Source organism: Roseivirga spongicola, assembly GCF_034376045.1.
GTDB lineage: Bacteria > Bacteroidota > Bacteroidia > Cytophagales > Cyclobacteriaceae > Roseivirga > Roseivirga spongicola.
In genome coordinates, this window is record NZ_CP139724.1 from 881883 (window position 1) to 906495 (window position 24613).

Consider the following 24613-nt stretch of genomic DNA (forward strand, 5'->3'; position numbering starts at 1 on the left):
GCCTAGAGGTTTTGATCGGAAACTATTGAGCTTCTATACACCACCATAACGGTCAGTACTATTTAGAGATGGTCAGTATCTCAATACTCCCTTTTCAATAGCCAATACATACTTATGAAACGTAGTCAGCCTTGGAATTGAATACACCGAAGTACTTTTCGTAATGAAGTAACAGATCTAATTCCCCTCCTGGCCAGGAGGGGCTAGGGGTGGTCGCCTTGAAGTTTTGAACGGAAGCCACAGAGTCTGTAAACCAAACAGCCAATACCATTTAGGGGGTGGTTAGCGCCTCAATACTCCCTACCAAATACCCAATACTCACTTATGAAACAAAGTCAAACCCGCAATTGGGTACTCTGAAATGTGCTTTACATAAATGCCTTTGTCTTGAGCAACTTGCCTTAACACATTGCTGAAGTAATACGCTACTGAGCCGGTAAAGTGAACGGGAAGTTTATCATAACCTTCGTACTTCATCACATTTTTGGTTATGAAAGTATCGAAACCAGTGGCTACCAATTTATGCATATAAGGCTCATTTATATGCTGACCAATAAACTTCGCGAAGCTGGCTAAAAAACGCCCTGGCATAGGTTCCTGATAAATGTGAGTCAGGAATTTGTCTTTTGTCAGGCCGAAAGTCTCTTTAAAAATTTCTCTTAAGTGAACTGGCATATCCTTTCGGTAATAATCAGTGACTAGCATTTTACCTAGGTATGTCCCTCCACCTTCATCGGCAATAGCCCAACCTAGAGAAGGTACATTGTGAGTGATCTTAGTGCCGTCATATAAGCAGGAGTTAGTTCCTGTACCGATGATACAGGCAATACCAGCTTCATCTCCGCACAGCGAACGAGCTGCGGCCAGCAAGTCATGGTTTACATCAATTTTGGCTACTGGATAATATTTGGCAATCAGTCGAGCGATTTTTTCTCGATTGGTTCCAGAAGAGCAGCCAGTACCATAGAAATAGATTTGGTCTATACTTTCGGGCAGCTGACGATAGAGATCTTCAATCACCTCCAGTATTTCTTCTTCAGTTTGATAATAGGGGTTAATGCCAAGGGTACGCGCTTGTTTAATTTTTCCATCGGAGGAAATAAGTCTCCAATCGGTTTTTGTAAAGCCGCTGTCGGCAATAAGAATTGGGCTCATATTTAATCGTGTAGACACAAATGTATTGAATCAAAAGTGACATTTAAATATGAAGGTCTTTTTAGTTATACTTACCTATCCACAATTAATAAGATGTCAATAAACCACCGAAGCCTAATCGTTTTCTTAATAGTATTATCTGTTAGTTGTAGTGTTGATAGAAGCACTGAACTAGGAGTTGTATCTTCCAAGACAATAGTAATTGATAAAAAAGATTTTCTAGATAAAATCAGCGAGTCACAGGTATTTGATTCCGTGATCTTTATCCCACTAAATCTTCCGAAGAACGAATTGATGGGATCAATTGCGGACATTCAAATGTATCGGAACAATTATTATGTCCTTGATATGGGAACTCAAAAGATACATGAGTTCAATAAGAATTGGGAGTTCGAAAAAACACTATTTTCATTAGGAGCAGGCCCCAACGAGTACAATGAGATATTAAACTTCTCATTTATAGATAACTACATAGTAATTAACGACTTAATGAAAGTTGAGTACTATAGTCTGGACGATTTTGCCCCTGTTAAAACTGTTAGGAAAAACCACATGGGTTTTAAAACTTATGTTACAAATGATGAGCATATACTTAATTATCAGCTGAATAGCCCTATGGACGATTCGCCCTTTAATGTAACTATCTATAACTACAAAAATGATGACATTACTTATCAGGGTTCGTTAATCAAATCGAATATAAAGGGCTTTACATTCTCACAAGAGGATCCGTTTTATACCAATAAAGGAGATAACTACTTTATTGAGGCATTCAATGACACTATCTACAATGTGGAAAATGGTGAACTTTCCACTCATCGCATTATTGACTTCCAGGATATTCGGCTTGAAATCGATGATTTAATTGCTGAACCTGGAATTACGAGCAGAGATATAGCAAATTCAGATAAAGCCTATTTTTTGGGCAACTACTTAAATAATGAGCTTGTCGAAACCTTTAGCTTCTCATATAAATCGAAAAGGTTTTTGTACATGGCTAATAAGCAAGACTCTGTACACTACATTTATTCTTCCATGATTCAAGACAGGACTGTCTTACAACTTCCGATTAACTATTTTCTCCTAGATGGTCAGAACATATTTTCAGCAAAAGATATTGAACAAGTCAGTTACGAACTAGAGGTGGTTAAGGAGAGAATTGCATCAAACCCCCAGTTGCAAATTCATGAAGCTACGGTAAATGCACTCGAGAGTAAGTTGAAAAATTCATCAGGCGTAATTGTGAAAATTCATGTCAAATAACTGATGTACTCAGTTTATCATCTAATGATGTTCACTTATACCCAATTTAAAAGCTTTTAAACCATTCATCCCCAAAAAAAGGACAGCATATAGTAAGTCGCATTGTGTCAACGAGATGAAGTAACGGCTTACCTGAAAAGTCGTTCTCTACCAACCGATTACTAGCAGAGAGGGACTTTATCTCATTTCATTTGGTTTATATTATAAACTACTTTATTTTTGTATAAAATTGAATCATGGAAGACAAAGAATTATCTCCTCAAGAAAGTCTGGATTTGATACAACAGATGATTGGCAAAGCCAGAAAGCGCTATACAGACAATAGTTATTTCTTTCTGCTTTGGGGCTGGATAGTGATGTTCGCTAGTTTATTTCACTACATCACTGCGGCATATACTTCTTTCGAATATCCATATGCTGGGTGGAGCCTAACCATTATTGGAGCTGTACTCTCCATGATTAAAGGCAGCAAGAAAAGCAGACAGGCACAGGTGCGTAATTACACCGACAAGTTGTACGGATGGCTTTGGGCGAGCTTGGGTATTGCCATGTTTACCATCATTTTCAATGGGGAATCAATTGGCTGGAACACCATTCCGTTTATTCTGCTCTTAGCGGGTGTTGGCACATCAGTTTCTGGTGCCATGATGAATTTTCAGCCCTTAAGAATCGGTTCAATTATCTTTTGGTTGTTAGCTTTGGCAGCTTTTAGAGTAGACCCAACCAAGCAGATGCTTTTGATGGCCTCTGGTGTGGCTTTTGGCTACTTGGTTCCGGGCTATATTATGAAATCTAACGCTAAGAAGAATGCCGTTTGAAGCACTCGATCCATTATTACACTCACAACTGCGGCTTGCGGTAATGTCACTGCTGATTAGTGTGGAAAGTGCAGACTTTGTGTACATCAAGGAACAGACGGGAGCAACCGCTGGCAATTTGAGCGTGCAAATAGATAAGCTTTCTACCGCAGGTTATATTTCTGTTGAAAAGAAGTTTGAGGGCAAGAAGCCCAAAACTACCTGTAAAATCACCAAACAAGGTATTGATGCCTTTGAAAGCTACGTGAAGAATATTCAACAATACCTGAAGCCTTAAAAAAATTTCTATTTATAGTTTATAAAATAAACCAGTTTAAAAATACAATTATGAAAGCAAATCAATTACTCAGCATGGCTCAACATTTATATCTCGGTATAATCTTGGCAGCCGCTCTACTCATTAGCCAACAAGCTCAAGCTCAATATGCTAACATCTCTAAAGACGAAATGAATAAGCTATCTACTTGGGTTGGTGAGTGGAAAGGTGAAGGCTGGCAAATGGACGACCAGTTTCAAAACAAAATGTCATTCACGGTAGAAGAAAAGGTGGAGTCGCGCCTTAATGGAATGTCACTTATTGTTGAAGGCAAAGGTATGTCTGGAGAAACATTAGGGCACCATGCCTTAGGTATGATCTATTATAATGCCGATAAGAAACAGTATGATTTTCATTCTTTAGTGGCCAGAGGCCAGTCAACTTTAGCCAAGGGAGAGTTTAATGATAAAGGAGAGTTTGTTTGGGGCTTTAAGGTTCAAAAAGGTGAAATTCAATACACTATCAAAATTGAGAATGATACATGGATAGAGTCAGGTGCATATAGCATGGATGGCAATTCTTGGTATCCTTTTATGGAGATGAAACTAACTAGGGTGAAATAGCCGCCTAAGGATTTAGAAATTGGCCGATCTCTCGATAAACTCGGGATGGAAAGTAGATTTTCCCATTCTGAGCGATCCCGATAGCTATCGCGAGAAGCATCGGCCAAGAGATTTTCAACATCAATTCTTAAATACTAGCATCAGTAAAAAAACTAAATCATGATTCATTCAACAATAGGCCTAATTCATACCGTTTTTGCAGTACTAGCCATGATATTTGGTGGCATAGTACTGCTCAAGATCAAAGGAGATAAAACCCATAAAGTGCTGGGTTACATTTATGTAGTCTGCATGTTGGGGCTCAACGGAACTGCTTTTGCCATATATAATTTTGGAGGCTTTTCTTTGTTCCATGGCTTTGCACTCGTCAGTTTGGCGGCACTTATGGGAGGAATGATTCCTATTCTAAAGAAAAGCAAGGGTTGGTTTAAAGCTCACTTCTTCTCCATGAATTGGTCGGTTGTAGGGCTATACTGTGCCTTTTGGGCCGAAACAGGAACAAGGTTACTCCAAGGCCAGCATTTTTGGTGGGTAGTAGCGTTAGCTTCGTTTGGAACCGCCATGGTGGGTATGGTGCTTATTAACCGAAAGGCGAAAAAGATATTTGGTTAAAACACCTCTGGCATCTCATCATAAGTTCTGCCATTCAAAATTCGTCCTGCAGCCTTTTTGTTTCTTCCTCCCCACTGCTTAAAAAAGAAGGCAACTTGCGCATTTTCACATTGTTCTTGAATATCTAAGACCCAGTTAACATCCATAGGCCGTGGTTTGTGGCCACTTTCACCACCTACAATTACCCAATCAATGCCTTCAAGGCTTAAATTAGGCAATGGGCCAATCAAAGGTTCGCAGCTTAGAAATTTGACTCTTGCCTTTGTCTGGCTCAAATCGTCTATCCTCTTCATAACTCTTTCATCCTCAACAGAAACTCCCATCCAAATATTATGAGTCCATTTTAGTTGAGAACTAAGCTCAAGTAGTCTTTCAGACCTTTTAGTCAAGACTTGAAATACATGTTGAGGGTTGTCGCGCATTACTTTAAAAACCTTCTTAATGAAGGTTAAAGGCACATCTGGATGGAAAAGGTCACTCATGGAGTTTACAAAAACTACCTTTGGCTTTTTCCATTTGTAAGGAGTATCGAGCTCTGATGGATGCATCCTAACCTTAAAAGCATCTTTGTATTTTTCTACACCCATTGCCTGTAACCTTTTGGCCATGCCTTCTGCATAGCAGAATTTACAACCAGCCGAAATCTTCGTACAGCCAGTAGTAGGATTCCAAGTCATTTCTGTCCATTCTATGCTCGACTTACTCATAAATAACAATTTTTTGGGGTGGTTCAAGCCTGTGTATGTTAGAGCTCGTAGTCCTTATCTCTTCTATCTGTTGGTTAATTATCAATTCCTTGAGAACCACATTAGCATGTCTCGGCAAGAACCCCTGATCCAGACTGTACTTATATACATCAGAATCGCTCGAAAGTTCTCTAGATAAAATTCTGGCCTTTAAATCTCTCTCAAAAACATTAAGCTTCTTGGGAAGATTCTCGGTTGGGAATAGAGACCATTGGCCAGTAGTTAAATACCCTTCTTCATCTATATTAAAATTCGCATCTCCAGAGTGCGGATTTATTCGCCATGCAATATTCAGAAACTTTTCTAATCCTAACGAATGATTTGATCCAAAAATTAGCCCATAAATATTAGACCCTTTCTTTATAGAAAATGGTGCTAAATGATACTCCTTTCCAAGTAGAGATTTATAATATTCGAAGACAACCCTATGGCTATGAACGGGCCTTGATTGATCAAAGTCGCTCTTTGTTAGAGTTATGTAATTTTTAAACTCTTCTTGTTCATAAAACCTTCTGACAAAAGAAGAGGAAATAAAAAATATAAAGTCAGTTCTTTTTAGAGAAACCAACATGCTAAAAATATCTTTGGTAATCTCTTTAATACCGTATTGATCAAGAAAGATGAGTCTAGGACAGTGATCCGATTTTATTCTAGAATATTGATCATTGAAAAACTCCTTGAAAGCTCTTTGATGTAACTCTACTTTATATGGTGCTTCCTTTGGCTTGTTAGAATCTATAACTTCTTTAAGGATATTAAACTTTCTTTTTACCTTTTCATTCAAGACAATTGTTAAGTTCAATTTATTACTTTCAATTGCTTCATGATGAGACAGAAGCTCTTCGATAATTATCAAGGGACTACCTGAATTCCCCTCTGAATCCTTTCCCTCACCAGAAAAAAAGTCATATACATAGATATCCCTCCAGTAGATTTTTCTTGCTTTTGTAAATGTTGGAAGCCAAGCTTTTAAATACTCCCTGAAAATTTCCAGCTTGATCTTAGTGCCAAAATCAAATTCATTTTTATGTATGTCCTTTGTCATTTTATTAAATTAAAATACGATAAAACTAAAATTAAACACCCACAAATACAATTATTAACATATTACGAATCTTTCAAGCTGTTGTATTCAAAATGTCTTTTGCAACATTGCAAACCGCCATGAGTTATATGAACATGACTTTTTCAAGAAAACTTCAACAGCTAGCACTTTTCTCTATAGTAGCTCTTTTGATTACTACGTGTAGCGGTGACGACCCTGAGCCCGGAAGCAATAGCAATAACAATTTGAACCGTGGAGCGGTAGGTAGTTCAGCCAATGATTTACTTTCTTCTTCAAGCTATAATTCTCTGAGGGTAGAAATTCAGTATGCTGCTGGCTTTGAGCCTCCACAAGGAAGTGTAAACTACTTGAGAAATTTCTTGAACCAAAGGCTGAACAAGCCTGGAGGCATTACTATTACTACAACTGAAGTAACAGCACCAGACCAAGGCAACTACAGCCTTTCCGATTTACGTGGAATAGAAGACAACTCGAGAACTCAATTCACTAATGGCTCTACCCTAGCCGTTTACTTCTATTTTGCCGATGGTAACTATAGTGAGAATGAAAACGTTTTGGGCATTGCCCACCGAAATACTTCGATGGTGCTGTTCCAGAACAGAATTGAGGAACTCTCTGGAGGTCCAGGGCAAGTGTCGACCCAAATGTTAACTTCTACGGTTATGGCTCATGAATTCGGACACATTCTCGGGCTAGTCAATTTGGGATCAGATATGCAGACCGATCATCAAGATGAGGCCAATGGAGCGCATTGCGACAATGAAAACTGCCTAATGTACTATGCGGTAGAGAGCGCTGGCGGAATCAGTGACCTCTTCGGCATGAGTAGCCCACCAGAATTAGACGCCAATTGTCTAGCTGACCTAGCTGCAAATGGGGGTAAATAGTACTCAGGATATCAGAAAACAGGAATCAGTCAAACTGATTGACTGATTTCTGATCGACTGATCACTGATTCTCCAGTCCCCCAATTACCTCAAACTTCTCAAATACCTTCTCGGTGTGAGGTGCGTCAGGGAGTTCGTCAGTTAAATCTTGGCCTGCCCAGTGCTCGTAATGCTTGCCGGTTTTCCAGAGCCTGGATTTAGTTACATCGTAGATTTTACCTTGATAGGCCACCCAGACCTCATCTCGGTCTTGCCCGTTTCTTAAGGCCAATTGTGATTTGGTATATGTTTTCACCGCTATTGTTCTCTGGTAGTGTAATAGGTATGATCTCTCAAAATGGTATAGAGAAATTGTGTAGGCCTCATGTCTGATTCAATATCCAATTTTTGCTTCACCTTTTCCGACATCATCAATACTGGTTTGGAGTTGGTATGGTCGGCCTGCATGCGGAGGCAGTCTTTAATTAGGTTTACCTCTTTGTCGGTAAGGGCTTTTACTTCAGGAAACTGAGGTTCATAATCTTCTTCCATTTTTTCAACCAATTGAAGCCTATTCACTTTTTCCGTCTTTCTCAGCTTCACCACTGTAGTGCCTGCAGCCAAATCGCCCAATCGTTGGCCATTTTGGGTAAGAGCAATGGAGATAATGGCAATAGAGCCACTCAGCATAACATCAATAGGCTTGAGAATCCACCGTAAAATAAAACCACCTATGGTTGGTGCGGTTCCATCTAATCTGACTACGCGCAGGTTCATGATCATTTTACCCACCGACTGACCGTTGTTTAGAATCTCCATGTACAGATCGTAAAAGAACACTGGAAAGTAGAAGAGAATGTTAATCCACTGCTTATCCGACCATCCTATTTGGTCCATGGTATAGCCAATTGCCATACCCGCCAGAATAAGAATGGCTAGGTCTATCATAAAAGCCAGCACACGGTTGCCAACTCCTGCTTTATCGTGTTCGATGGTGACATTCTGTGTGGTTTGAATACTGATTTGCATAAATCTATTTCTGAAGCCTGAGAGCCATTTTTAAGGAAGTGTAATTATAACAAGAAATTTTGCTTACCGCAGATATAGAACTGATCTAAAAGCTCAATCTTTTTCGAATGGCTTTGTATATTGGCTGCACTACAAAAAGATAGATAGATGCGAGAATCTGCTTTTGTTAAGCGGAATGTTAAGAAATGGGAAGAGTTTGAGAATCTGCTAAGGTCAGACAGCTCAGACCCAGACAAGCTATCTGATCTATTTATTCAGGTCACTGACGATTTGGCTTTTGCCAGAACTCAATACCCAGAAAGTAGAACCTACATCTACCTCAATGACTTAGCCTCCAAAATTCATGGCAAGATTTACAAGAACAAGGCGGAAGACCGCAAGCGCTTTGTTGAGTTCTGGAAATATGAGGTACCGATGATTATGTTCGAAGCCAGAAAAAAATTGCTTTATGCTTTCGTTGTTTTCGCGGTATCCATTCTAATCGGTATAGTCTCGCAAAAAGCAGATGACAGTTTTGTGCGTACTATTCTTGGCGATGGCTATGTAAACATGACTTTAGAAAACATAAAAGAGGGAGATGCTTTAGCCGTTTATGGCCGAGGCAGCCAAATGGATTCCTTTTTTGCCATCACTTTTAATAATGTTCGCGTTTCATTTTTTGCTTTTGCTGCTGGCCTTTTGCTCTCACTGGGCACGGGCTTCATGCTTTTGCAAAACGGTGTAATGGTGGGGTGCTTCTTTACCTTTTTAGCACAGCAGGGTTTTCTGAATGAGTCATTTAAAGTAGTGATGCTTCATGGAACCTTAGAACTTTCTGCCATTGTCATTGCAGGAGCAGCAGGCTTTGTGATGGGCAATAGTATCCTATTTCCCGGTACTTATTCCCGAATGGCTTCGTTTAAAAAGGGAGCTATTAAAGGCCTCAAAATAGTGATGGGTCTAATGCCTGTCTTTATTCTAGCAGGTTTTATAGAAGGCTTTTTCACTCGCTACACCAGCATGCCTTGGATTTTGAGCGGAACCATCATTTTTGGTTCGGCCTTCTTTATTATTTACTACTACGTTGTTTACCCAATTAAACTAGCCAATGCCAACCGCAAGAATATTCGAGCTTAGAAAAACCAGGACCTTCGGCCAGAAACTAGAAGGCACCTTTGAGTTCATTCGCATAAATGCGAAACCGCTATTTAAAAGCTTATTCTTTTTCTCTAGCCCATTTGTGTTGCTAGGAACTTTCCTAGTTTCCAATATTCTGAGTTCATCGTTCAATGCTGGTATTAACAGTAATGCTGGTGCCGAGCCTAGTGTATCAGAATTGATGTCGATTGGCTTTTCAGCCATAGGCTTTATGTTCTTAATGGCCTTTGCAGGAACCATGATTGTCTCTACAATTTATGCCTGCGTAAGGTGCTACGAACAATACCAAAGTGCAGATTACACCACTTCTGAAGTATGGGATAGGGTGAAGAAAATCTATTGGACCATATTTGGAACTACCCTACTCTACGGCATAGTATTCTTTGTGGCCTATATGATTTTGATCTTCCCACTGGCCCTATTTGCAGCCGTGCTTTCGGTACTCATTATCCCTGTTATTTACCTGTTTATGGGTTTCTATATGGTGATTATGTTCACCGCCATACCTGCACAAATATTTGAAGGCAAAGGGATTGGGAGCGGACTCAGTCAGGCTTTCCGCCTGCTCAAGGGCAATTGGTGGTCTTCCATCGGTTTGTTGCTTTTATTCCTGCTCATTTACAATGCAGTCATTGTAATATTCGCCCTACCATTCTATGGCAGCATGATTTTCAGCTTTTTCTCCACTGCAGAAATGGATTTGATGGAAGAGACTCCAGCCTATATGTCATTACTAAATTATCTGTTTGGAGCTATTTTGCTCATCGGCTCGTTTCTTACCTACAGTATTCCACTGGTAGGTATGACGGTTCAGTACTTTAGCATGTCGGAGGAGAAAGATGCCACGGCATTGATGAAGAAGATTGATGCTTTTGGAGCAGAAGAAGAGAGCAACGAAGAAGACGAGGAAGAGTACCATTAAAAAGCTCATTACCATATTATTGCTGATTATTGGTTCATCTTTTCAGCCTACTTTTGCCTCTTCTATCGGCATGCAAGAGCCTGTACAGGAGAATCGAGAATTCGATAAGTCGAGAATTGATGAGTTGAAAGACAGCGGAGATTTCGACTATGTTGAGAGACAAGAAGAAACGCCATCGCTTCTTCAGCGGATTATGAATTTCATTCAAAAGTTCATTGGCTCAATCTTCCAAGCAGCAACAGGCACCCCAATTGGTAGAATTTTGCTCTATGTAGCGCTTTTTATTCTATTGCTTGTGGCCATCATTAAAATATTCAGCATAGACATAAAAGATGTGTTTTATGGTTCGGCCGATAAGGGAAAAACGAGCTTCGAATACATGGAGGAAAATATTCATGAGCTAGACTTTGATCAGCTGCTGAATGATGCATTAGCCAACAAAGATTATCGATTAGCTATTCGTGTAGAATACCTTAAAACCCTCAAGGCCTTAAGCGAAGCCCAGATTATTGATTGGGAACAAGGGCGAACCAATTACGAATACCTTTATCAGCTGAACGATGAAAAGCTAAAGCAGCCATTCAAAGATTTGTGCTACTACTTTGACTACGCTTGGTATGGAGATTTCGAAGTAGAAAAAAGTATCTATGAGAAAGCGCACACCAAAGCCAAAACTCTTGCTGATATAGCTAGTAGAAAGGAGGTGGCAGCAGCATGAGAGGAGATAAAAAGTATTACGCCATCATCATCTTTGTCTTTCTAGTATTGTTCCTCATTCAATATTTCCAGAAAGAACCAACCAGCTATGCACGAACTTATTCTCATTTAGATAAGAACCCTTATGGTGGCTATGTACTGAAAGACCTGCTGCCAGAGTTTATGGGAGGCAGCGAAGTACAGTCGCTAAACCGCACGCTTTATGAAATTAAAGACTCGGTTTTAGCAGATAAAAACCTGATCATCTTTGCCGATCAGCTATTGATGGATCAAGAGGATACGTACATACTACTTAATGCGGTGAACCAAGGTATGACAGCCTTTATTTCTGCCGAAAAAATGGGAGGGCCTTTGCTCGACACACTCAAAATCGGCACCGATCTGGACGAGCTGTATTATGTCATCAATGCCAATCAAGATACAGTTGAAGCTAGAATTAACAGAGATATCTACCGCTTCAAGCGCGATGCTGTGGCCACCTACTATTCTGAATTAGACAGTGTAGATCATACGGTTTTGGCTGTTAATGAAAATGATGACCCCGTGGCTATTAGCGTGCCTTTCGGTAGCGGCAAAATAGTGTTCAATAGTACACCTTTAGCTTTCACCAATAACTACCTCTTTTTTGAAGACAATGCTCAATATGCCTCAACTTTATTGAGCGAATTACCTCAAAGAACCACTATTTGGAGCGAATATTATCAATTAGGAAGAATAGAAGCACAAACACCTTTGAGGGTAATTCTTACCACCCCAGCCCTAAAATTTGCCTACGGTGTAACCATCATTTCGCTACTCCTTTTTATGGTGTTTGAAGCCAAGAGAAAACAGCGAATCATACCGATAATAGAACCGCTCAAGAACACAAGCCTTGAATTCGTAAAGACCATTGGCAAACTTTACCTAAAGAGCGGAAATCACAAAGACATTGCAGAAAAGAAGATTCAGTATTTTCTGGAGTTCATTCGCACTAAATACTACCTGAACTTTCAAAAATTCGACAAAGATTTCTTCGAGAAGCTGAGTGCTAAATCGGGCAAAGATGTGGTGCAGCTGAAGAAGTTATTCGACATGATGGAGAAGATCAAAAATCAGTCGGAAGTCAGTGTTCAGGAATTGAAAATGTTAAACACTCAACTCGAGAATATTTATGGAACAGATGGAAGATAAACCAGAGTTCGAATCAAGATTAGACCTTTCTGTGCTTCAAGGCAAGCTAGACGCTATGCGAGCAGAGATAGGCAAAGTGTTGGTCGGCCAACAAGAGATGGTAGACATGCTTTTGGTGAGCATACTTTCCAACGGGCATGTGCTGTTAGAAGGTGTGCCAGGTGTGGCCAAAACGCTCACGGCTAAACTTTTAGCCAAAGTAATTAAAGCCGACTTTTCCAGAATTCAGTTTACACCAGACCTGATGCCATCAGATGTTTTAGGTACTTCAATCTTCAACCAAAAGAAGACCGAATTTGAATTCAAACCTGGGCCAATCTTCTCGAACATCATCCTCATCGATGAGATAAATCGTGCTCCAGCCAAAACGCAAGCAGCCCTTTTTGAGGTGATGGAAGAGCGTCAGGTTACAGTTGATGGCGAGACTCGAAAAATGACTGAACCCTACTTTGTGGTGGCCACTCAAAACCCGATTGAGCAAGAAGGAACTTACCGATTACCAGAGGCTCAACTCGATAGATTCCTCTTTAAGCTCACGGTTGGTTATCCTTCAATAGATCAGGAAATGGACATTCTGATAAACCACCATGAGCAAAAAGTGGCGGTAGATTTAGAGACTGTTCAACCTGTTCTTTCTCCAAGTGATATTGCGGAGTTCAAGAAAGTAGTTGGCGAAGTGCATGTAGAGCAAGAAGTGTTGAAGTACATCGCAGAGATTGTAGCCGCTACCAGAAAACACGTTTCGCTAATTCTTGGGGCATCACCAAGGGCTTCAGTGTCTATTTTGGCGGCTTCTAAAGCATTTGCCGCCATGAATGGGAGAGACTTTGTAACTCCTGAAGATGTGAAGTTTATCGCTGTTCCTGTAATGCGACACAGGGTAATTCTTACGCCAGAAAGCGAAATGGAAGGCATTTCTTCTGATGAAATAATCAAAGAGATCATTGATAAAGTAGAAGTGCCACGTTAGTGAAAGTAATTCGGGCAATATATCTCAGCAATAGGCTTTTTGCGGCCATTGGTATAATTGTAGCCAGTGCCCTGTTGGGCTATGCTATTGGAGGCTTGGAAAGTTTTGCCCGCGCCTTGCTCTACTTACTATTAAGCTTGGCGATTATTGATATTCTTCTCCTCTTTAGGGTGAAGAAAGGAGTAACCGCCAGCAGGTTTGCTCCAGAGAAATTCTCTAACGGTGATCAGAATCCTATGCGCATATTCATTCAGAATATGTATCAGTTTAAGGCGAAGCTAATGGTAATTGATGAGGTGCCTGATCAATTCCAAATGCGGAAGGCAAGCTTTGATATTGAAATTCCAGCGGCCGGTTCGAAAGCCATTAACTACGAACTCAGACCAGTAAAGCGAGGCGAATATCACTTCGGTAAAACCAATGTCTTTGTAAAATCACCACTTGGATTAATCTCCAGAAGGTTTCAGTTTGGTGAATCTACCATGGTTCCTGTCTACCCTTCTTACATTCAAATGAGGAAGTATGAACTGTTAGCTATCTCTAATCAGCTGACGCTTCAGGGAGTGAAGAAGATTAGAAGACTGGGCCATAATCAGGAGTTTGAGCAGATTAAGGAATACGTTCCGGGAGATGATTTTAGAACTATCAACTGGAAGGCTACTGCCAGAAGAGACCAGCTGATGGTGAACAACTATCAGGATGAAAGGTCTCAGCAGGTTTACTGTCTGATAGATAAGAGTAGGGTGATGCAAATGCCTTTTGAAGGGCTCAGTTTGCTCGATTACGCTATCAACGCTACACTGGCACTTTCCAATATCATCATCAAAAAAGGCGATCGTGCCGGGATGATTACCTTTCAGCACAAAGTGAGTACGGTGCTTCCTGCTAGCAAGCGAAACAAGCAGATGCAGCTGATTCAGGAGTCGCTTTACAACCAAAAGACACTGTACAAAGAAGCGGACTACTCAAGGTTATTTGTTACCGTAAAGAGGAAGCTCACGCAAAGAAGCTTGTTGATTCTCTTTACCAATTTTGAGTCGATGGCTGCTTTGGAAAGGCAATTGCCTTATTTCTCTAATCTGGCAAAGAACCATGTATTAGTAGTCGTGTTCTTCGAAAATACGGAGTTGAAAGACCTACTGGAAAGCAGACCAAAGTCTGTGAAAGACATCTATTACAAAACTATTGCTGAGAAATACGATCACGAGAAGCGACTCATAGTAAAGGAGCTCAGAAAGCATGGCATTTATTCGGTGCTTACCCCTCCGCAAGACCTGACGGTAAATACGATCAACAAGTATTTGGAACTAAAGTCAAGGGGGTTGGTTTAGAATTCATTTAGAACGTCATTCCCGTGAAAACGGGAATCTCCTAAAACAACAAGCCTCATGAAACCCAAGCAAATTATATTGGCAATTACAGTGCTTATCCTTGGCGTTATGCTTTGGAACGCCTTCAATCAGAAAGGGGTGAATGATCTTGAAACCCAATTTGAGCAGGTTACCTTCTACAGAAACGAGAACAACACTGGGCCGGTAAAACGAGTCTACATTGTCACTGTCAATGACACGGTTTGGTCAGAATTAGAAGCTTATGGCAATTTTCAGCCTCATAATAAACTAGGAACTACAGAGGTCTTTTTCTTCCTAGAAGGAAGTCCTTTTCCAACTAAAGTGAGTGGAACCAAACCTTACTTCTCCGAGTCGTTCAATGATGATGTAGTTGCCAGATATGAGAAAAACCCTTCGGGTTTGGTTTCCTTGAAAAAGTATCCTTTCAGGCATTAATTGATACTCGTTGGTGACAACACGACCGAGGGCCGAAAGCCAACACAGGTTAGAGAAAATCTATATCGAAAGCCCTCTCTCTGACTCCCCCTGGGAGGGGGAGATTTGATATTCAAAAAAATCATGAGCCGCATAAATTCCAATTTCCCTCCTCTCAGGAGGGGTTAGGGGCGGTAGTGATAAATCTAATTTCCTCTCTTTCAAAACCTACTGACATAGGGCTGTCACTAGTGGCCATTTTCTTTGAATTATAAATCATTTGAAACTTTTTAATTCAAGACAATGGAAACACAAACTGCAACCACAACTGACCAACTTTTCATTTCAACCGATGCTATGCTTGCTCATTGGCAAGGGCATAGAAACTTGACCAGACGAGTAATTGAAGCCTTTCCTGAAGATAAACTTTTCAATCACTCTATTGGTGGAATGCGCCCGTTTGCGGAGCTAGCCATGGAACTGATAGACATTGCTGCACCAGGTGTTGAAGGCTTAGCTACTGGAAAATGGGAAAAGATTGAGGAATTCGATCACACGAAGACAATGCCCAAAACTAAAGAGGGTTTACTCGAATTATGGGATAAAGTCACAGTTACTATAGATAGCGTTTGGCCAAAAATTAGCTCAGAAAGATTTCAAAAGGTCGAATCTGCATTCGGACAATACGAATACCCTAATTATGCTTCACTACTCTATTTTGTTGACAATGAGATTCACCATAGGGCTCAAGGCTATGTTTACCTTAGATCGCTAGGCATTCAGCCACCTTTCTTTTGGGAGAGATAACTGGCAAGCCCAGGTCAGAAAGCACACCCATTATAGCTCTCATTATGCTAAAATACTGTGCATCAATATGCAAGGCTTTAAATCATGTTTTAACCGCCTAGCCGCTAAATCTGGAAAAAGATTTTCAGAGAGAATAGGGTATAATCTCTATAAAGAGTACTAATTATAAGTGAAGAAAATTTATAGCTATTTATATTATATAAAGCATTAAGAAACCATTTATTTTAATGACCCAGCAGAAGGCCCTAACACACACGGTGATCAGGGCCTTTTCATTTTCTGCTGTAAATAGCATAAAACAGCCATGTGAAATAGAATCATAGTGGCTCAAACAACTTTTTTGATATATTTAGATTATGCCTGATGCAAGAGTATTTGTCGTAGAGGATGAGAAAATTCATGCTAAAATCACAAGGATTTCAGTCCAAAATGCTGGATATGAAGTGGTTGGAGAATGCGATAATGCTGATGAAGCACTAGACGCCATTGAAAAGGCAGCTCCTGATGTTGTTCTCATGGATATTTCGATTCCTGGAAAGATTAATGGTATTGGTTTAGCGAAGTGCCTTTATGAGAAAAAAGGACCTCCCGTAATATTCACCACTTCATTTACTGACCCAGAAGTAATTGAACAAGCAGCAGCATCATTTCCAGCTTCATACTTAATTAAACCTATTCAACTAGATAATCTGAAAGCTGCTGTGGCACTTGCTTTAGCTAAGAAAACGCAAGCCGCCCCCCAAAGCAGCAGAGCACCACTCAACGGAAGGTCGGTATATATTAAGTCTGGAAACAAACTTCAGAAAGTACTCTTAAAGGACATTCTCTGGATAGAAGCCGCAGGAGACAATTACTGCAAAGTAGTTACCAAAACACATCAGCTTATCTCTAGGCATACGGTTAAGGGCATGGTAAAGGAGCTTAATTCCGACTACTTTATACAGACTCACAGAGCTTACGTGGTAAACAGAGAGCATATTGATAGTATTCATGAAAAAGAGCAGCTAGTAATAATTAATGGTTGTGAAGTTCCTATTGGAAGAACTTATAAAGAAGAACTCTACAGTCAGATGAGGCGCTGTTAACGCTAGTACTATTTTTCGCTACATTATTTCGCTTAACTCAGCAGTCCATAAGGCAGACAAACACTCTTTAATGGACTTTAAATGCCATTTTTTAACAATCAGCACATAACAGCAGGCCATTTTTAAATATTCCACCCTCAATTATTAATATAAGTTGTTTGCAGTTAAACGACAGCAAACTGACATTCGCTTACAAATTTTAGCCATTCGCTTACATTTCAAAACGCGGACTTTAAGGGTTTTGCATCTTCATAATAGAATGTGCGAGCAACAGCTTTGTCGGAGAAGCTGTTTAGCTCAAAGTAGGTTAGTCTGAATAATAAAGAAGGCTTATAACTCACTTTGATCTTTGGTAGTGTGTTATTAGTTGAGGTGTTTGGATTACTAGTAATCTAAACCAGGCCTCTCCATAGATGGTGGAGGGGCCGCTTTATTTTACAGGCAGTCTAACTCAAAAAAATCACTTTCACATCAATCGCTTATAACTAAACGCTGATCTGTAAAGAAAGCGGCAGAAGACATCTACTAAAGTAATAGACAAGCCTAAATAAGCTTCCCTTGCGCTTTTATCCACCTTTCAGGAAAATCTCCATGTGTGGCTGTGGTATAATCTTCATATGAACAAGGTATATAAGCCCTATCCATCATCTTATCTCCATAGTTCACCAGCATCCACCACTTTTCGGAAAGTCTGCTCTTATAGAAAGTCATGGTATCATCGGTACCTTCAAAGCTAACTGTGTATTTAGTATACTGATCTGAGTTAAATTGGCCAGTGTCTTTTCTATTGTAATAACCCTCAATGAAGTACCACACCATTGTTGCCACTACAGAAGCCGTAGAAAAGTGCTGATCGTCCATGTCTGGATTATACTCACAGATGCTAACTGAACTCATTTTTTCATTCATACCAGCATACCACATAAGTTGGCAAGCCTCCTCTCCTGAAAGGCCGAAGGGCTGAGCATTTGCATTAGCAGTTGCGTCCGCGTTTCTAATAGCAGAAATATCGAAACTCAACATATTGGCCATACGCACTACTGGCTCTGCATTATGAAAATTCTCTCTCAATTCACCGAGCCTTAAAGCTTCAAAATAGAGCTTATCTAGTGCCGATAGTGCACCTGCCTCCACTAAATAACTCTGGTGCCCAAGGTGATTATAGCTAAACATAAAATTTGGCCGGTGTGTAATTAGCTTAGAAAGAAATGTTTCGTTTTCATCGCCTTCATCTTCTACATCCAATTTGGCATCTACATTCAGTACAGATATTAGATCTTTCTTTGATTCATAAGCCAAATATTGAGGCAAGGCTATGTCATGCGTACCTCCAATAATTATCGGTGTAACCTTTGTAGCCATAAGGTGCTCACACACCTCCTTGAGCCTATCCATGGTATCTTGATAATCGGCACCATTCTGAATATTACCCAAGTCGGCAATTCTGTAGGTTAGACTCCCCTTTTTTAAGCGATAAAATTTCTTTCGGAAAGCATCTGCCGCTCCCTGAACACCAACATTTACAGACGTACCTCTGTTGTCGGTAACCCCTACTAATGCCAAATCGGTTTTTGAAATATCGAGGCTTTCATCGTTCAGCTGCTTAATGCTATTGCCAATAGCAGACTGCGGAAGGCCTTCAATTTGTTCAGCGGCTTTGAAGAAGAGTTTTAAGTTCATAGACAAAATTGAAACTCAAAAATAAGGATAATGGATTTCATTGAACTACCATAAGCTCAAAGTTTACTTTCCTCTCAATAGTTTTAAGAAATGAATTTCATTGTGCAAGACTAGCGGCCTATCTATTTCCAGTGAGGCATAGTTTAACCAGAACCAAACACCTCATATCTGCACTAAATGAAAAAGGCCACCCGTACGGTAGCCTTTCTCCGGACTATATTAAAATAGGACCTCAACCAAATAGTCCATCAACTGTTTCTTACTTCAATGCTTTCAGACAAGCTCTGTAGTTGGAGAACCTGCTCCAATTGCACCACTTATGGTTGCCTCCAAATAATCTAAACCTTGCAATTTTGTGATAATGGCAAAAGGCTCAGTAGCTTGTGCCTTTTTCAGTAGGCCTTCCTCTTGGCAAGCCGAGTAGAAAATAAAAGGTTTGGACGAACCCTTTCTAATAAACTCCGCTACCTCTACCCCATTAAAACTTCCTTTCAAATTGATATCTAGAATAGTAAGGTCGGGTTCATGGTGAAGGAATTTTTCTATGGCATCATCATAGTTACTCGCTATGGCACATGGTTCATACCCCATAAAATCTATCAGATCAGCAAGGTTCTCTGCCACCCCAATATGATCTTCAACTATCAGAATCTTTTTCAGCATGGATTATTCAAATAACTTCTTGGTGAAATTAAGCCTGCTATACTTGGTGGTAAATAGACCTTAAGGTTCATTTTGTATTTGCAATGCTGAGCTGATAAGCTCTTTAAGCTCATTTTCTACAAATGGCTTTTCTAGATAGGCATGAGCCTCAGTAAGTTCGCAGGTTCTTTTTGTGGCAACATCGTCAGAAACTGACAGATAAATGATGGGTATAGAACAGTTGTTTTTTCTGAGCCATGTGGCAAAATCTACTCCCGACTCTCCTCCATTGAGCTTAATATCTAAAATAACAAGGTCTAAACGCTGTCTCTCACAACACTCAACGGCCTGCGCATAACTAAAAACGGGAACCACACAGTCGTGCCCCAAATCGTTAACTAGCCTCGAAATATCATCGGCAACAATTATCTCGTTTTCAACAATGAGTACGGTTTTTCTATCCAAAGGAAATATTTAGTCACGATAAAAAACAAAGTAACCCGTGAAAACGCTTCCAGTAAATAGACCTTAAGGACTAATTTCAGCTGAATCTATTATGAGTTGATGTATTGACTCTGATTGAAATAAATTTTGAAGACAGCACCAGCATCATAAGCATACTCATACCTTCCATGTATTTGAAGTGCCAGCCTGCTCACCAGCCACAACCCAGTACTTTTTGCTCTTTGTATATCGAAACCATCGGGTATGCCCGGCCCATTGTCTTTGACGGTTAGAAGCAAAGAATCTTCCATTCGAGACAAAGAGATTGTTAGCTGCAACCCACTGGCAGAAGCATACTTGAAGCTATTCGTTATCAGTTCATTAGCAATAAGCCCCAGAGGCACCATGGTGTCTACATCTATCTCAATATCTGAATCGATAGCAAATTTGGCGTCAGAAGAAATATTCTCGAACGATCTCTGAATCTCTGCAAATAAATTCTGCAAATAGCTTAGTACCGAAACTTTAAGACTGTCTGTATTATAAAGCTGATTATGAATAAGCGCCATAGACTTTACCCTGCTTTTACCCTCGCTAATGAGGCTCTTAGTGTTAGGGTCGCTGGTTCCTTTGGCCTGTAGCTCTAGTAAGCTAGATAGAATTTGAAAGTTGTTTTTTACCCTGTGATGTATCTCCGTAAGCAGTAACTCTTTTTGTTTTAGCTCATCTGTTACTTCATTAGTTCTTATCTGAAGTAAGCCAGCCAGCCTTTTTTGTTTTTTGTAGTTGGTAAAAATCAATACCGCAATAATGGCGACAGCCAACATGGAGATAATCAGAATGATTCTCGAACGCTTTTCTATCGAAGCTTCGTACTCATAACTCACTTTTAAAAGATTCAGTCTTTCTTCGTTTTTCAGACTATCCGCAATCTGTTGCTTCTGAAACTCGTAACTTAACTGTAGCTCCTTTACTTTCTCCACATTTTCCTGACTAAACAAACTATCCTTTAAGCTCACATACTCATTCAAGTATTTATAAGCATTTCTAAAGTCTTGCTCGGCCCTGTAGTGTTTTTGAAGGTGTGATGCCACGTACATCTGATCACTCTTGCTTCCAATCTCCTTCCAAATATTAAAGGCCTTTTCGAAATAAAGAATAGCCCTCTTATTATCGCCAGCCTTACTCCAGTAAGCTGCTTGAGAAGAACTCACCAAACCGGTAAAATCCTTTTTATCAATTTCGGGTAAAAGCCTTTCTATTTGATCTAAATAGTAGCGTGTGCTATCCAAGATGCCCTCATCGCGATAGGTATCGGCCATGTGTTTGTATGAGTATGCCTTTCCATAAGCAAAGTTGGCCTCTTCTGCATAAGCAATGGCCTCTCTTAGTATAGATTTCCTTCTTTCGAACGAGACGCAGCCCTGACACAAAGAGTATACGCTAGCAAGATTGTTAGACCAAACATTGAGACGCCTTGCATTGCCCGATGGCTTGAGCATTTCTATTATCTGACTTATTTTCTCTGCACTTTTATCGTATTCTTCTAAAGAGTAAAGCGCAAAAGACTCCTTATTCAGAATGTCTTGAACCATAGCCTGATTATCTTCCATTCTTTCGGCCAACATCCTTCCTTTATTCAGCTCTTGTAGAGACTGTGTATAGAGTGCCAAATGCGAATACATGGAAGAGAGCAACAATCGGCCTTTGATGATGCCAACTGTATCGGACTGTTGCTCGGCCAAAGCAACGGATCGTTCTGCGTAAATTCGAGTACTGTCGTAGTCGTTCTGAAGCTGCTTGGCATTGGCAATCTCATAGTTTGCCCTTGTCATTCCCAGCGTATCATTGATCTGAGTGTAAATAGCCAAGGCCTTGGCATAATGCCGCTCCATTTCTACGCCCGTATAATCTGAATTTGCTCCAAGCTTAAGCTCCAATAGTGCTTCTTTCTTCAAATCGCCTTGTTGTTGAGCAATACTTAATTGTTCAGCATAGAGTAGCTTTAAAGAATCTTGCGCTTTGGTTCGGTCTACTATGCTCTGCAGACTGTCCATTTTATCAGCTAATCTATCTTGGCCGTTAGCCACAGATACGTAAGCAAAACTTAAAAGACAAAAGAGAAAAAAGCCAATGGCACGATGTGTTTTCATTCTAATAAAAGGTGTGTTTATTTTCAATAGCCCATTTCAATAGAGAGTGTGTACCTTGAGGCAAATCTAATTTTACACAAATATTGTGTCGGTGGTTTTTAACCGTACTCAGACTAATTGAAAGCCACTCAGCTATTTCTTTGGTAGTTTTATTATCGGCCACCAGCCTAAGCACAACTTTTTCCATTGGTGTAAGGTCTACCTTCTCTTCCTTTTCATAGTTCGCTCGCTTATTGGTATACCGAGAATGGTTGCTCAAGGCAATTGCTAATGTTGTCTGTACATCTGGAGCATTGAAGGGCTTTACCAAATAACCATAGGGCATGGTATCTTTGACCAACTCAAGTGTTTTTTGGTCTGAATGAGAAGAGAGATAAATAAAAGGCACATTCAGATGCTTTCTAATATACTCAGCTACGTCCATCCCAGTCTTTTTTCCACCTAGCTGAATATCTAGTATTACTATGTCTACTGACTCGGTCTGTAGTACCTCAATGGCCGAATAATAATCCAGAGCTGGCTCTAATACGTGGTAATTGAGCTCCTCCAAGGTAGCGCAAAGATCGTCTGCGATCAGAATCTCATTTTCAACAACAAGAACCTTGGTTTTCATTAGTAGGAGCCTAGTATTTAGTCAGTAATCTTAAAAATGAATATACTCATAACTAAGGCTTTTTGCAGCCAACGGAAAAAAAATAAACCACAATGAGCTGAAAGCACCATAGTTTTAGAAGGAACTGAAAGTCGCTTTGAATGGCCAGCTTAGAAAATGTACGTCCCGAAAGTTTCGGGATTAGAGTTACGATTGACGTCAATCAAACCCCGAGCATAATCGGGGCGTACATCGTAAATTCCAGGATGCTTTTTAGAAGCTAAAGCGAAATGCACTAAAGTGCATAGTTTTAACTCCTTTTGTGACCAATAAAAAAGCCTCTTCATTGCTGAAGAGGCCTCTTGTATATAGTTAGTCAGTATTAACCGTTCATAGAAACCAAGAACTCGTTGTTGTCTCTGGTTCCTTTCATTCTGTCTAGCAAGAATTCCATAGCCTCTACAGAATTCATATCTGCCATAAACTTGCGTAGAATCCACACTCTCTGAAGTTCTTCTTTGCTCATTAGCAAATCTTCTCTTCTTGTTCCAGACGCAGGTACATCGATAGCAGGGTAAACACGCTTGTTCGAAAGCTTTCTGTCTAACTGAAGCTCCATGTTACCCGTACCTTTGAATTCTTCAAAGATTACTTCGTCCATCTTAGAACCAGTTTCTATAAGAGCAGTAGCAATGATTGAAAGTGATCCGCCATTTTCTACATTACGAGCAGCACCAAAGAAACGCTTTGGCTTGTGAAGAGCGTTGGCATCTACACCACCAGAAAGAATTTTTCCAGAAGAAGGCACTACAGTATTGTAAGCTCTGGCTAAACGAGTGATCGAGTCTAGAAGAATCACCACATCGTGACCACACTCTACCATTCTCTTGGCTTTTTCTAACACAATGTTAGAAACCTTTACGTGACGCTCAGCTTGCTCATCGAAGGTAGATGAAATCACCTCGGCCTTCACACTTCTAGCCATATCGGTAACTTCTTCTGGACGCTCATCAATCAAAAGAATGATCAGGTAACACTCAGGGTGATTTTCAGCAATTGCATTTGCAATTTCCTTCAAAAGAACCGTTTTACCAGTCTTTGGCTGAGCCACAATCATACCTCTTTGTCCCTTACCAATTGGAGCAAACATGTCCAAAATTCTGGTAGACATCTGAGATGGTCTTGTGCTAAGCTTCAATTTTTCTTCAGGGAAAAGTGGAGTCAAATATTCGAATGCCACTCTATCTCTAATTTCTTCGGTAGTCTTACCGTTTACCGATTCAACTCTTAATAGAGCAAAATACTTCTCTCCCTCTTTCGGAGGTCTGATCTGACCCTTTACGGTATCTCCAGTCTTTAAACCAAAAAGTTTGATCTGAGATGGAGAAACATAAATATCGTCAGGGCTAGCTAAGTAGTTATAGTCAGATGAGCGAAGGAAGCCGTAGCCATCTTGCATCATCTCCAAAACGCCTTCATTTTCAATTAGGCCATCAAAATCTTTGATATTTTGGTTGTACTCCTGCTTTTTATTTCTTCTGTTATCTTTTCTATTATTCTCAGGCTTCTCCGGTTTGTCACCGCTTTCCTGATTGTTATTGTCTTCTTTCTTAGCCTCTTTATTCGGGGCTTTAGACTTTTCAGGTTTTTCTTGTGGTGTGTTTTCGTTTGAAGAAGCGTCTGTACTTTCTGCAGAGTCAGTAACATTCTCTCTTCGAGGTCTTCTGGCAGACTTATTCTCTCTTGGAGCTCTTTTCTTTTCTTTTGGCTCTCTTGCTTGAGGAGCTTCTTTCTTGGCTTCAGGAGCTTTTTCTTCAGCTTTCTCTTCAGTTTTTTCTGAATCGGCTTTCTTAGGTAGTTTCTCGTCTGGTGTAATGGCTTGCTGATCGAGGATAGCGTAGATGAGATCTTGCTTGTTCAGCTTTTTGAAGTTTTTTACACCAAGATTCTCAGCAATTTCCTTCAATTCTGAAAGAAGTCTGAGCTTCAGTTCTTCGATGTTATACATAATAAATTTATTGGGAAAATCTCCTCTGGGAGGACGATTTTAAAAATGATTTCAGTTAAATGAATTGTAGTTAGTGATGAATATTG

At 40.1% G+C, this 24613-nt stretch carries 26 protein-coding genes; 15 read left to right on the top strand and 11 right to left on the bottom strand.

Annotated elements, in window-relative coordinates; all coding sequences use genetic code 11:
* Positions 1-318: 318 nt before the first annotated feature.
* Entirely contained in the window at positions 319-1155 is an 837-nt protein-coding gene (locus tag T7867_RS03975) for an N-acetylglucosamine kinase (RefSeq protein ID WP_068216003.1), read from the bottom strand.
* A 93-nt stretch (positions 1156-1248) separates the two neighbouring features.
* Here T7867_RS03975 and T7867_RS03980 point away from each other — a divergent pair, with 93 nt between their 5' ends.
* From T7867_RS03980 to T7867_RS04000, 5 genes are all read left to right on the top strand, one after another.
* Positions 1249-2418, top strand: coding sequence for a 6-bladed beta-propeller (locus T7867_RS03980; RefSeq protein ID WP_068216005.1), 1170 nt, complete (start codon positions 1249-1251; stop codon positions 2416-2418).
* Between the two features lie 236 nt (positions 2419-2654).
* Positions 2655-3236: a hypothetical protein gene (locus T7867_RS03985; RefSeq protein WP_068216007.1), complete on the top strand. Its 582-nt coding sequence runs from the start codon at positions 2655-2657 to the stop codon at positions 3234-3236.
* On the top strand, positions 3226-3513 hold the full coding sequence (locus T7867_RS03990; protein ID WP_068216009.1) for a winged helix-turn-helix domain-containing protein: 288 nt from the start codon (positions 3226-3228) through the stop codon (positions 3511-3513). The genes T7867_RS03985 and T7867_RS03990 overlap by 11 nt, the downstream gene beginning before the upstream one ends.
* A 50-nt stretch (positions 3514-3563) precedes the next feature.
* Positions 3564-4115 carry a DUF1579 domain-containing protein gene (locus T7867_RS03995; protein ID WP_068216011.1) on the top strand — a complete coding sequence of 184 codons (552 nt, stop codon included), beginning with the start codon at positions 3564-3566 and terminating at the stop codon, positions 4113-4115.
* A gap of 159 nt (positions 4116-4274) precedes the next feature.
* Positions 4275-4727 (top strand): DUF2306 domain-containing protein, encoded by a 453-nt coding sequence (locus T7867_RS04000; protein ID WP_068216013.1) that lies wholly within the window; start codon positions 4275-4277, stop codon positions 4725-4727.
* Here the strand turns inward: T7867_RS04000 and T7867_RS04005 are convergent.
* Both T7867_RS04005 and tcmP read right to left on the bottom strand, forming a co-directional pair.
* Positions 4724-5434 carry a DUF5131 family protein gene (locus tag T7867_RS04005; protein ID WP_068216015.1) on the bottom strand — a complete coding sequence of 237 codons (711 nt, stop codon included), beginning with the start codon at positions 5432-5434 and terminating at the stop codon, positions 4724-4726. The genes T7867_RS04000 and T7867_RS04005 overlap by 4 nt on opposite strands.
* Positions 5427-6518 (bottom strand): three-Cys-motif partner protein TcmP, encoded by a 1092-nt coding sequence (gene tcmP / locus T7867_RS04010; protein WP_068216017.1) that lies wholly within the window; start codon positions 6516-6518, stop codon positions 5427-5429. The genes T7867_RS04005 and tcmP overlap by 8 nt, the downstream gene beginning before the upstream one ends.
* Before the next feature lie 92 nt (positions 6519-6610).
* On the opposite strand from tcmP, the gene T7867_RS04015 reads away from it, so the two are divergent.
* Positions 6611-7426 (top strand): peptidase, encoded by an 816-nt coding sequence (locus tag T7867_RS04015; protein ID WP_221405962.1) that lies wholly within the window; start codon positions 6611-6613, stop codon positions 7424-7426.
* A gap of 61 nt (positions 7427-7487) precedes the next feature.
* Here the strand turns inward: T7867_RS04015 and T7867_RS04020 are convergent, their stop codons facing one another.
* Together T7867_RS04020 and T7867_RS04025 are read right to left on the bottom strand one after the other, a co-directional pair.
* Positions 7488-7721 (bottom strand): cytochrome b5 domain-containing protein, encoded by a 234-nt coding sequence (locus tag T7867_RS04020; RefSeq protein ID WP_068216022.1) that lies wholly within the window; start codon positions 7719-7721, stop codon positions 7488-7490.
* Positions 7722-7723: 2 nt separating this feature from the next.
* Positions 7724-8434 carry an RDD family protein gene (locus T7867_RS04025; RefSeq protein ID WP_068216024.1) on the bottom strand — a complete coding sequence of 237 codons (711 nt, stop codon included), beginning with the start codon at positions 8432-8434 and terminating at the stop codon, positions 7724-7726.
* 147 nt (positions 8435-8581) lie between these two features.
* On the opposite strand from T7867_RS04025, the gene T7867_RS04030 reads away from it, so the two are divergent.
* The 9 genes from T7867_RS04030 (at position 8582) to T7867_RS04070 (ending at position 17008) form a co-directional block, all read left to right on the top strand.
* Positions 8582-9550: a stage II sporulation protein M gene (locus T7867_RS04030; RefSeq protein ID WP_068216026.1), complete on the top strand. Its 969-nt coding sequence runs from the start codon at positions 8582-8584 to the stop codon at positions 9548-9550.
* A complete protein-coding gene (locus T7867_RS04035) occupies positions 9522-10493 on the top strand; it encodes a hypothetical protein (protein WP_068216028.1) in 972 nt (323 codons plus the stop codon). Before T7867_RS04030 ends, T7867_RS04035 begins: the two co-directional genes overlap by 29 nt.
* On the top strand, positions 10444-11211 hold the full coding sequence (locus T7867_RS04040; protein WP_157717490.1) for a DUF4129 domain-containing protein: 768 nt from the start codon (positions 10444-10446) through the stop codon (positions 11209-11211). Before T7867_RS04035 ends, T7867_RS04040 begins: the two co-directional genes overlap by 50 nt.
* Positions 11208-12380: a DUF4350 domain-containing protein gene (locus tag T7867_RS04045; protein WP_068216033.1), complete on the top strand. Its 1173-nt coding sequence runs from the start codon at positions 11208-11210 to the stop codon at positions 12378-12380. The genes T7867_RS04040 and T7867_RS04045 overlap by 4 nt, the downstream gene beginning before the upstream one ends.
* Positions 12361-13350 (top strand): AAA family ATPase, encoded by a 990-nt coding sequence (locus tag T7867_RS04050; protein WP_068216035.1) that lies wholly within the window; start codon positions 12361-12363, stop codon positions 13348-13350. The genes T7867_RS04045 and T7867_RS04050 overlap by 20 nt, the downstream gene beginning before the upstream one ends.
* Entirely contained in the window at positions 13350-14681 is a 1332-nt protein-coding gene (locus tag T7867_RS04055; RefSeq protein WP_068216037.1) for a DUF58 domain-containing protein, read from the top strand. Before T7867_RS04050 ends, T7867_RS04055 begins: the two co-directional genes overlap by 1 nt.
* A 57-nt stretch (positions 14682-14738) precedes the next feature.
* Entirely contained in the window at positions 14739-15137 is a 399-nt protein-coding gene (locus T7867_RS04060; RefSeq protein WP_068216039.1) for a hypothetical protein, read from the top strand.
* 282 nt (positions 15138-15419) lie between these two features.
* Complete coding sequence (locus T7867_RS04065) at positions 15420-15923, top strand: DinB family protein (RefSeq protein WP_068216041.1); 504 nt, start codon at positions 15420-15422, stop codon at positions 15921-15923.
* Between the two features lie 356 nt (positions 15924-16279).
* Positions 16280-17008, top strand: a complete 729-nt coding sequence (locus tag T7867_RS04070) for a LytR/AlgR family response regulator transcription factor (RefSeq protein WP_322299841.1) — start codon at positions 16280-16282, stop codon at positions 17006-17008.
* Between the two features lie 543 nt (positions 17009-17551).
* Here T7867_RS04070 and T7867_RS04075 read toward each other — a convergent pair.
* The 6 genes from T7867_RS04075 to rho form a co-directional block, all read right to left on the bottom strand.
* Positions 17552-18688 carry a formimidoylglutamase gene (locus T7867_RS04075; protein ID WP_068216046.1) on the bottom strand — a complete coding sequence of 379 codons (1137 nt, stop codon included), beginning with the start codon at positions 18686-18688 and terminating at the stop codon, positions 17552-17554.
* 273 nt (positions 18689-18961) lie between these two features.
* The gene (locus T7867_RS04080; RefSeq protein ID WP_068216048.1) at positions 18962-19351 is read right to left on the bottom strand and encodes a response regulator; all 390 of its coding nucleotides are present in this window, start codon (positions 19349-19351) and stop codon (positions 18962-18964) included.
* Between the two features lie 60 nt (positions 19352-19411).
* Positions 19412-19795 (bottom strand): response regulator, encoded by a 384-nt coding sequence (locus tag T7867_RS04085; RefSeq protein ID WP_322299842.1) that lies wholly within the window; start codon positions 19793-19795, stop codon positions 19412-19414.
* 89 nt (positions 19796-19884) lie between these two features.
* The gene (locus T7867_RS04090) at positions 19885-21927 is read right to left on the bottom strand and encodes a sensor histidine kinase (RefSeq protein WP_322299843.1); all 2043 of its coding nucleotides are present in this window, start codon (positions 21925-21927) and stop codon (positions 19885-19887) included.
* 1 nt (position 21928) lies between these two features.
* Positions 21929-22540 carry a response regulator transcription factor gene (locus T7867_RS04095; protein ID WP_322299844.1) on the bottom strand — a complete coding sequence of 204 codons (612 nt, stop codon included), beginning with the start codon at positions 22538-22540 and terminating at the stop codon, positions 21929-21931.
* Between the two features lie 361 nt (positions 22541-22901).
* Positions 22902-24527: a transcription termination factor Rho gene (rho, locus tag T7867_RS04100; RefSeq protein ID WP_288339782.1), complete on the bottom strand. Its 1626-nt coding sequence runs from the start codon at positions 24525-24527 to the stop codon at positions 22902-22904.
* Positions 24528-24613 lie beyond the last annotated feature (86 nt).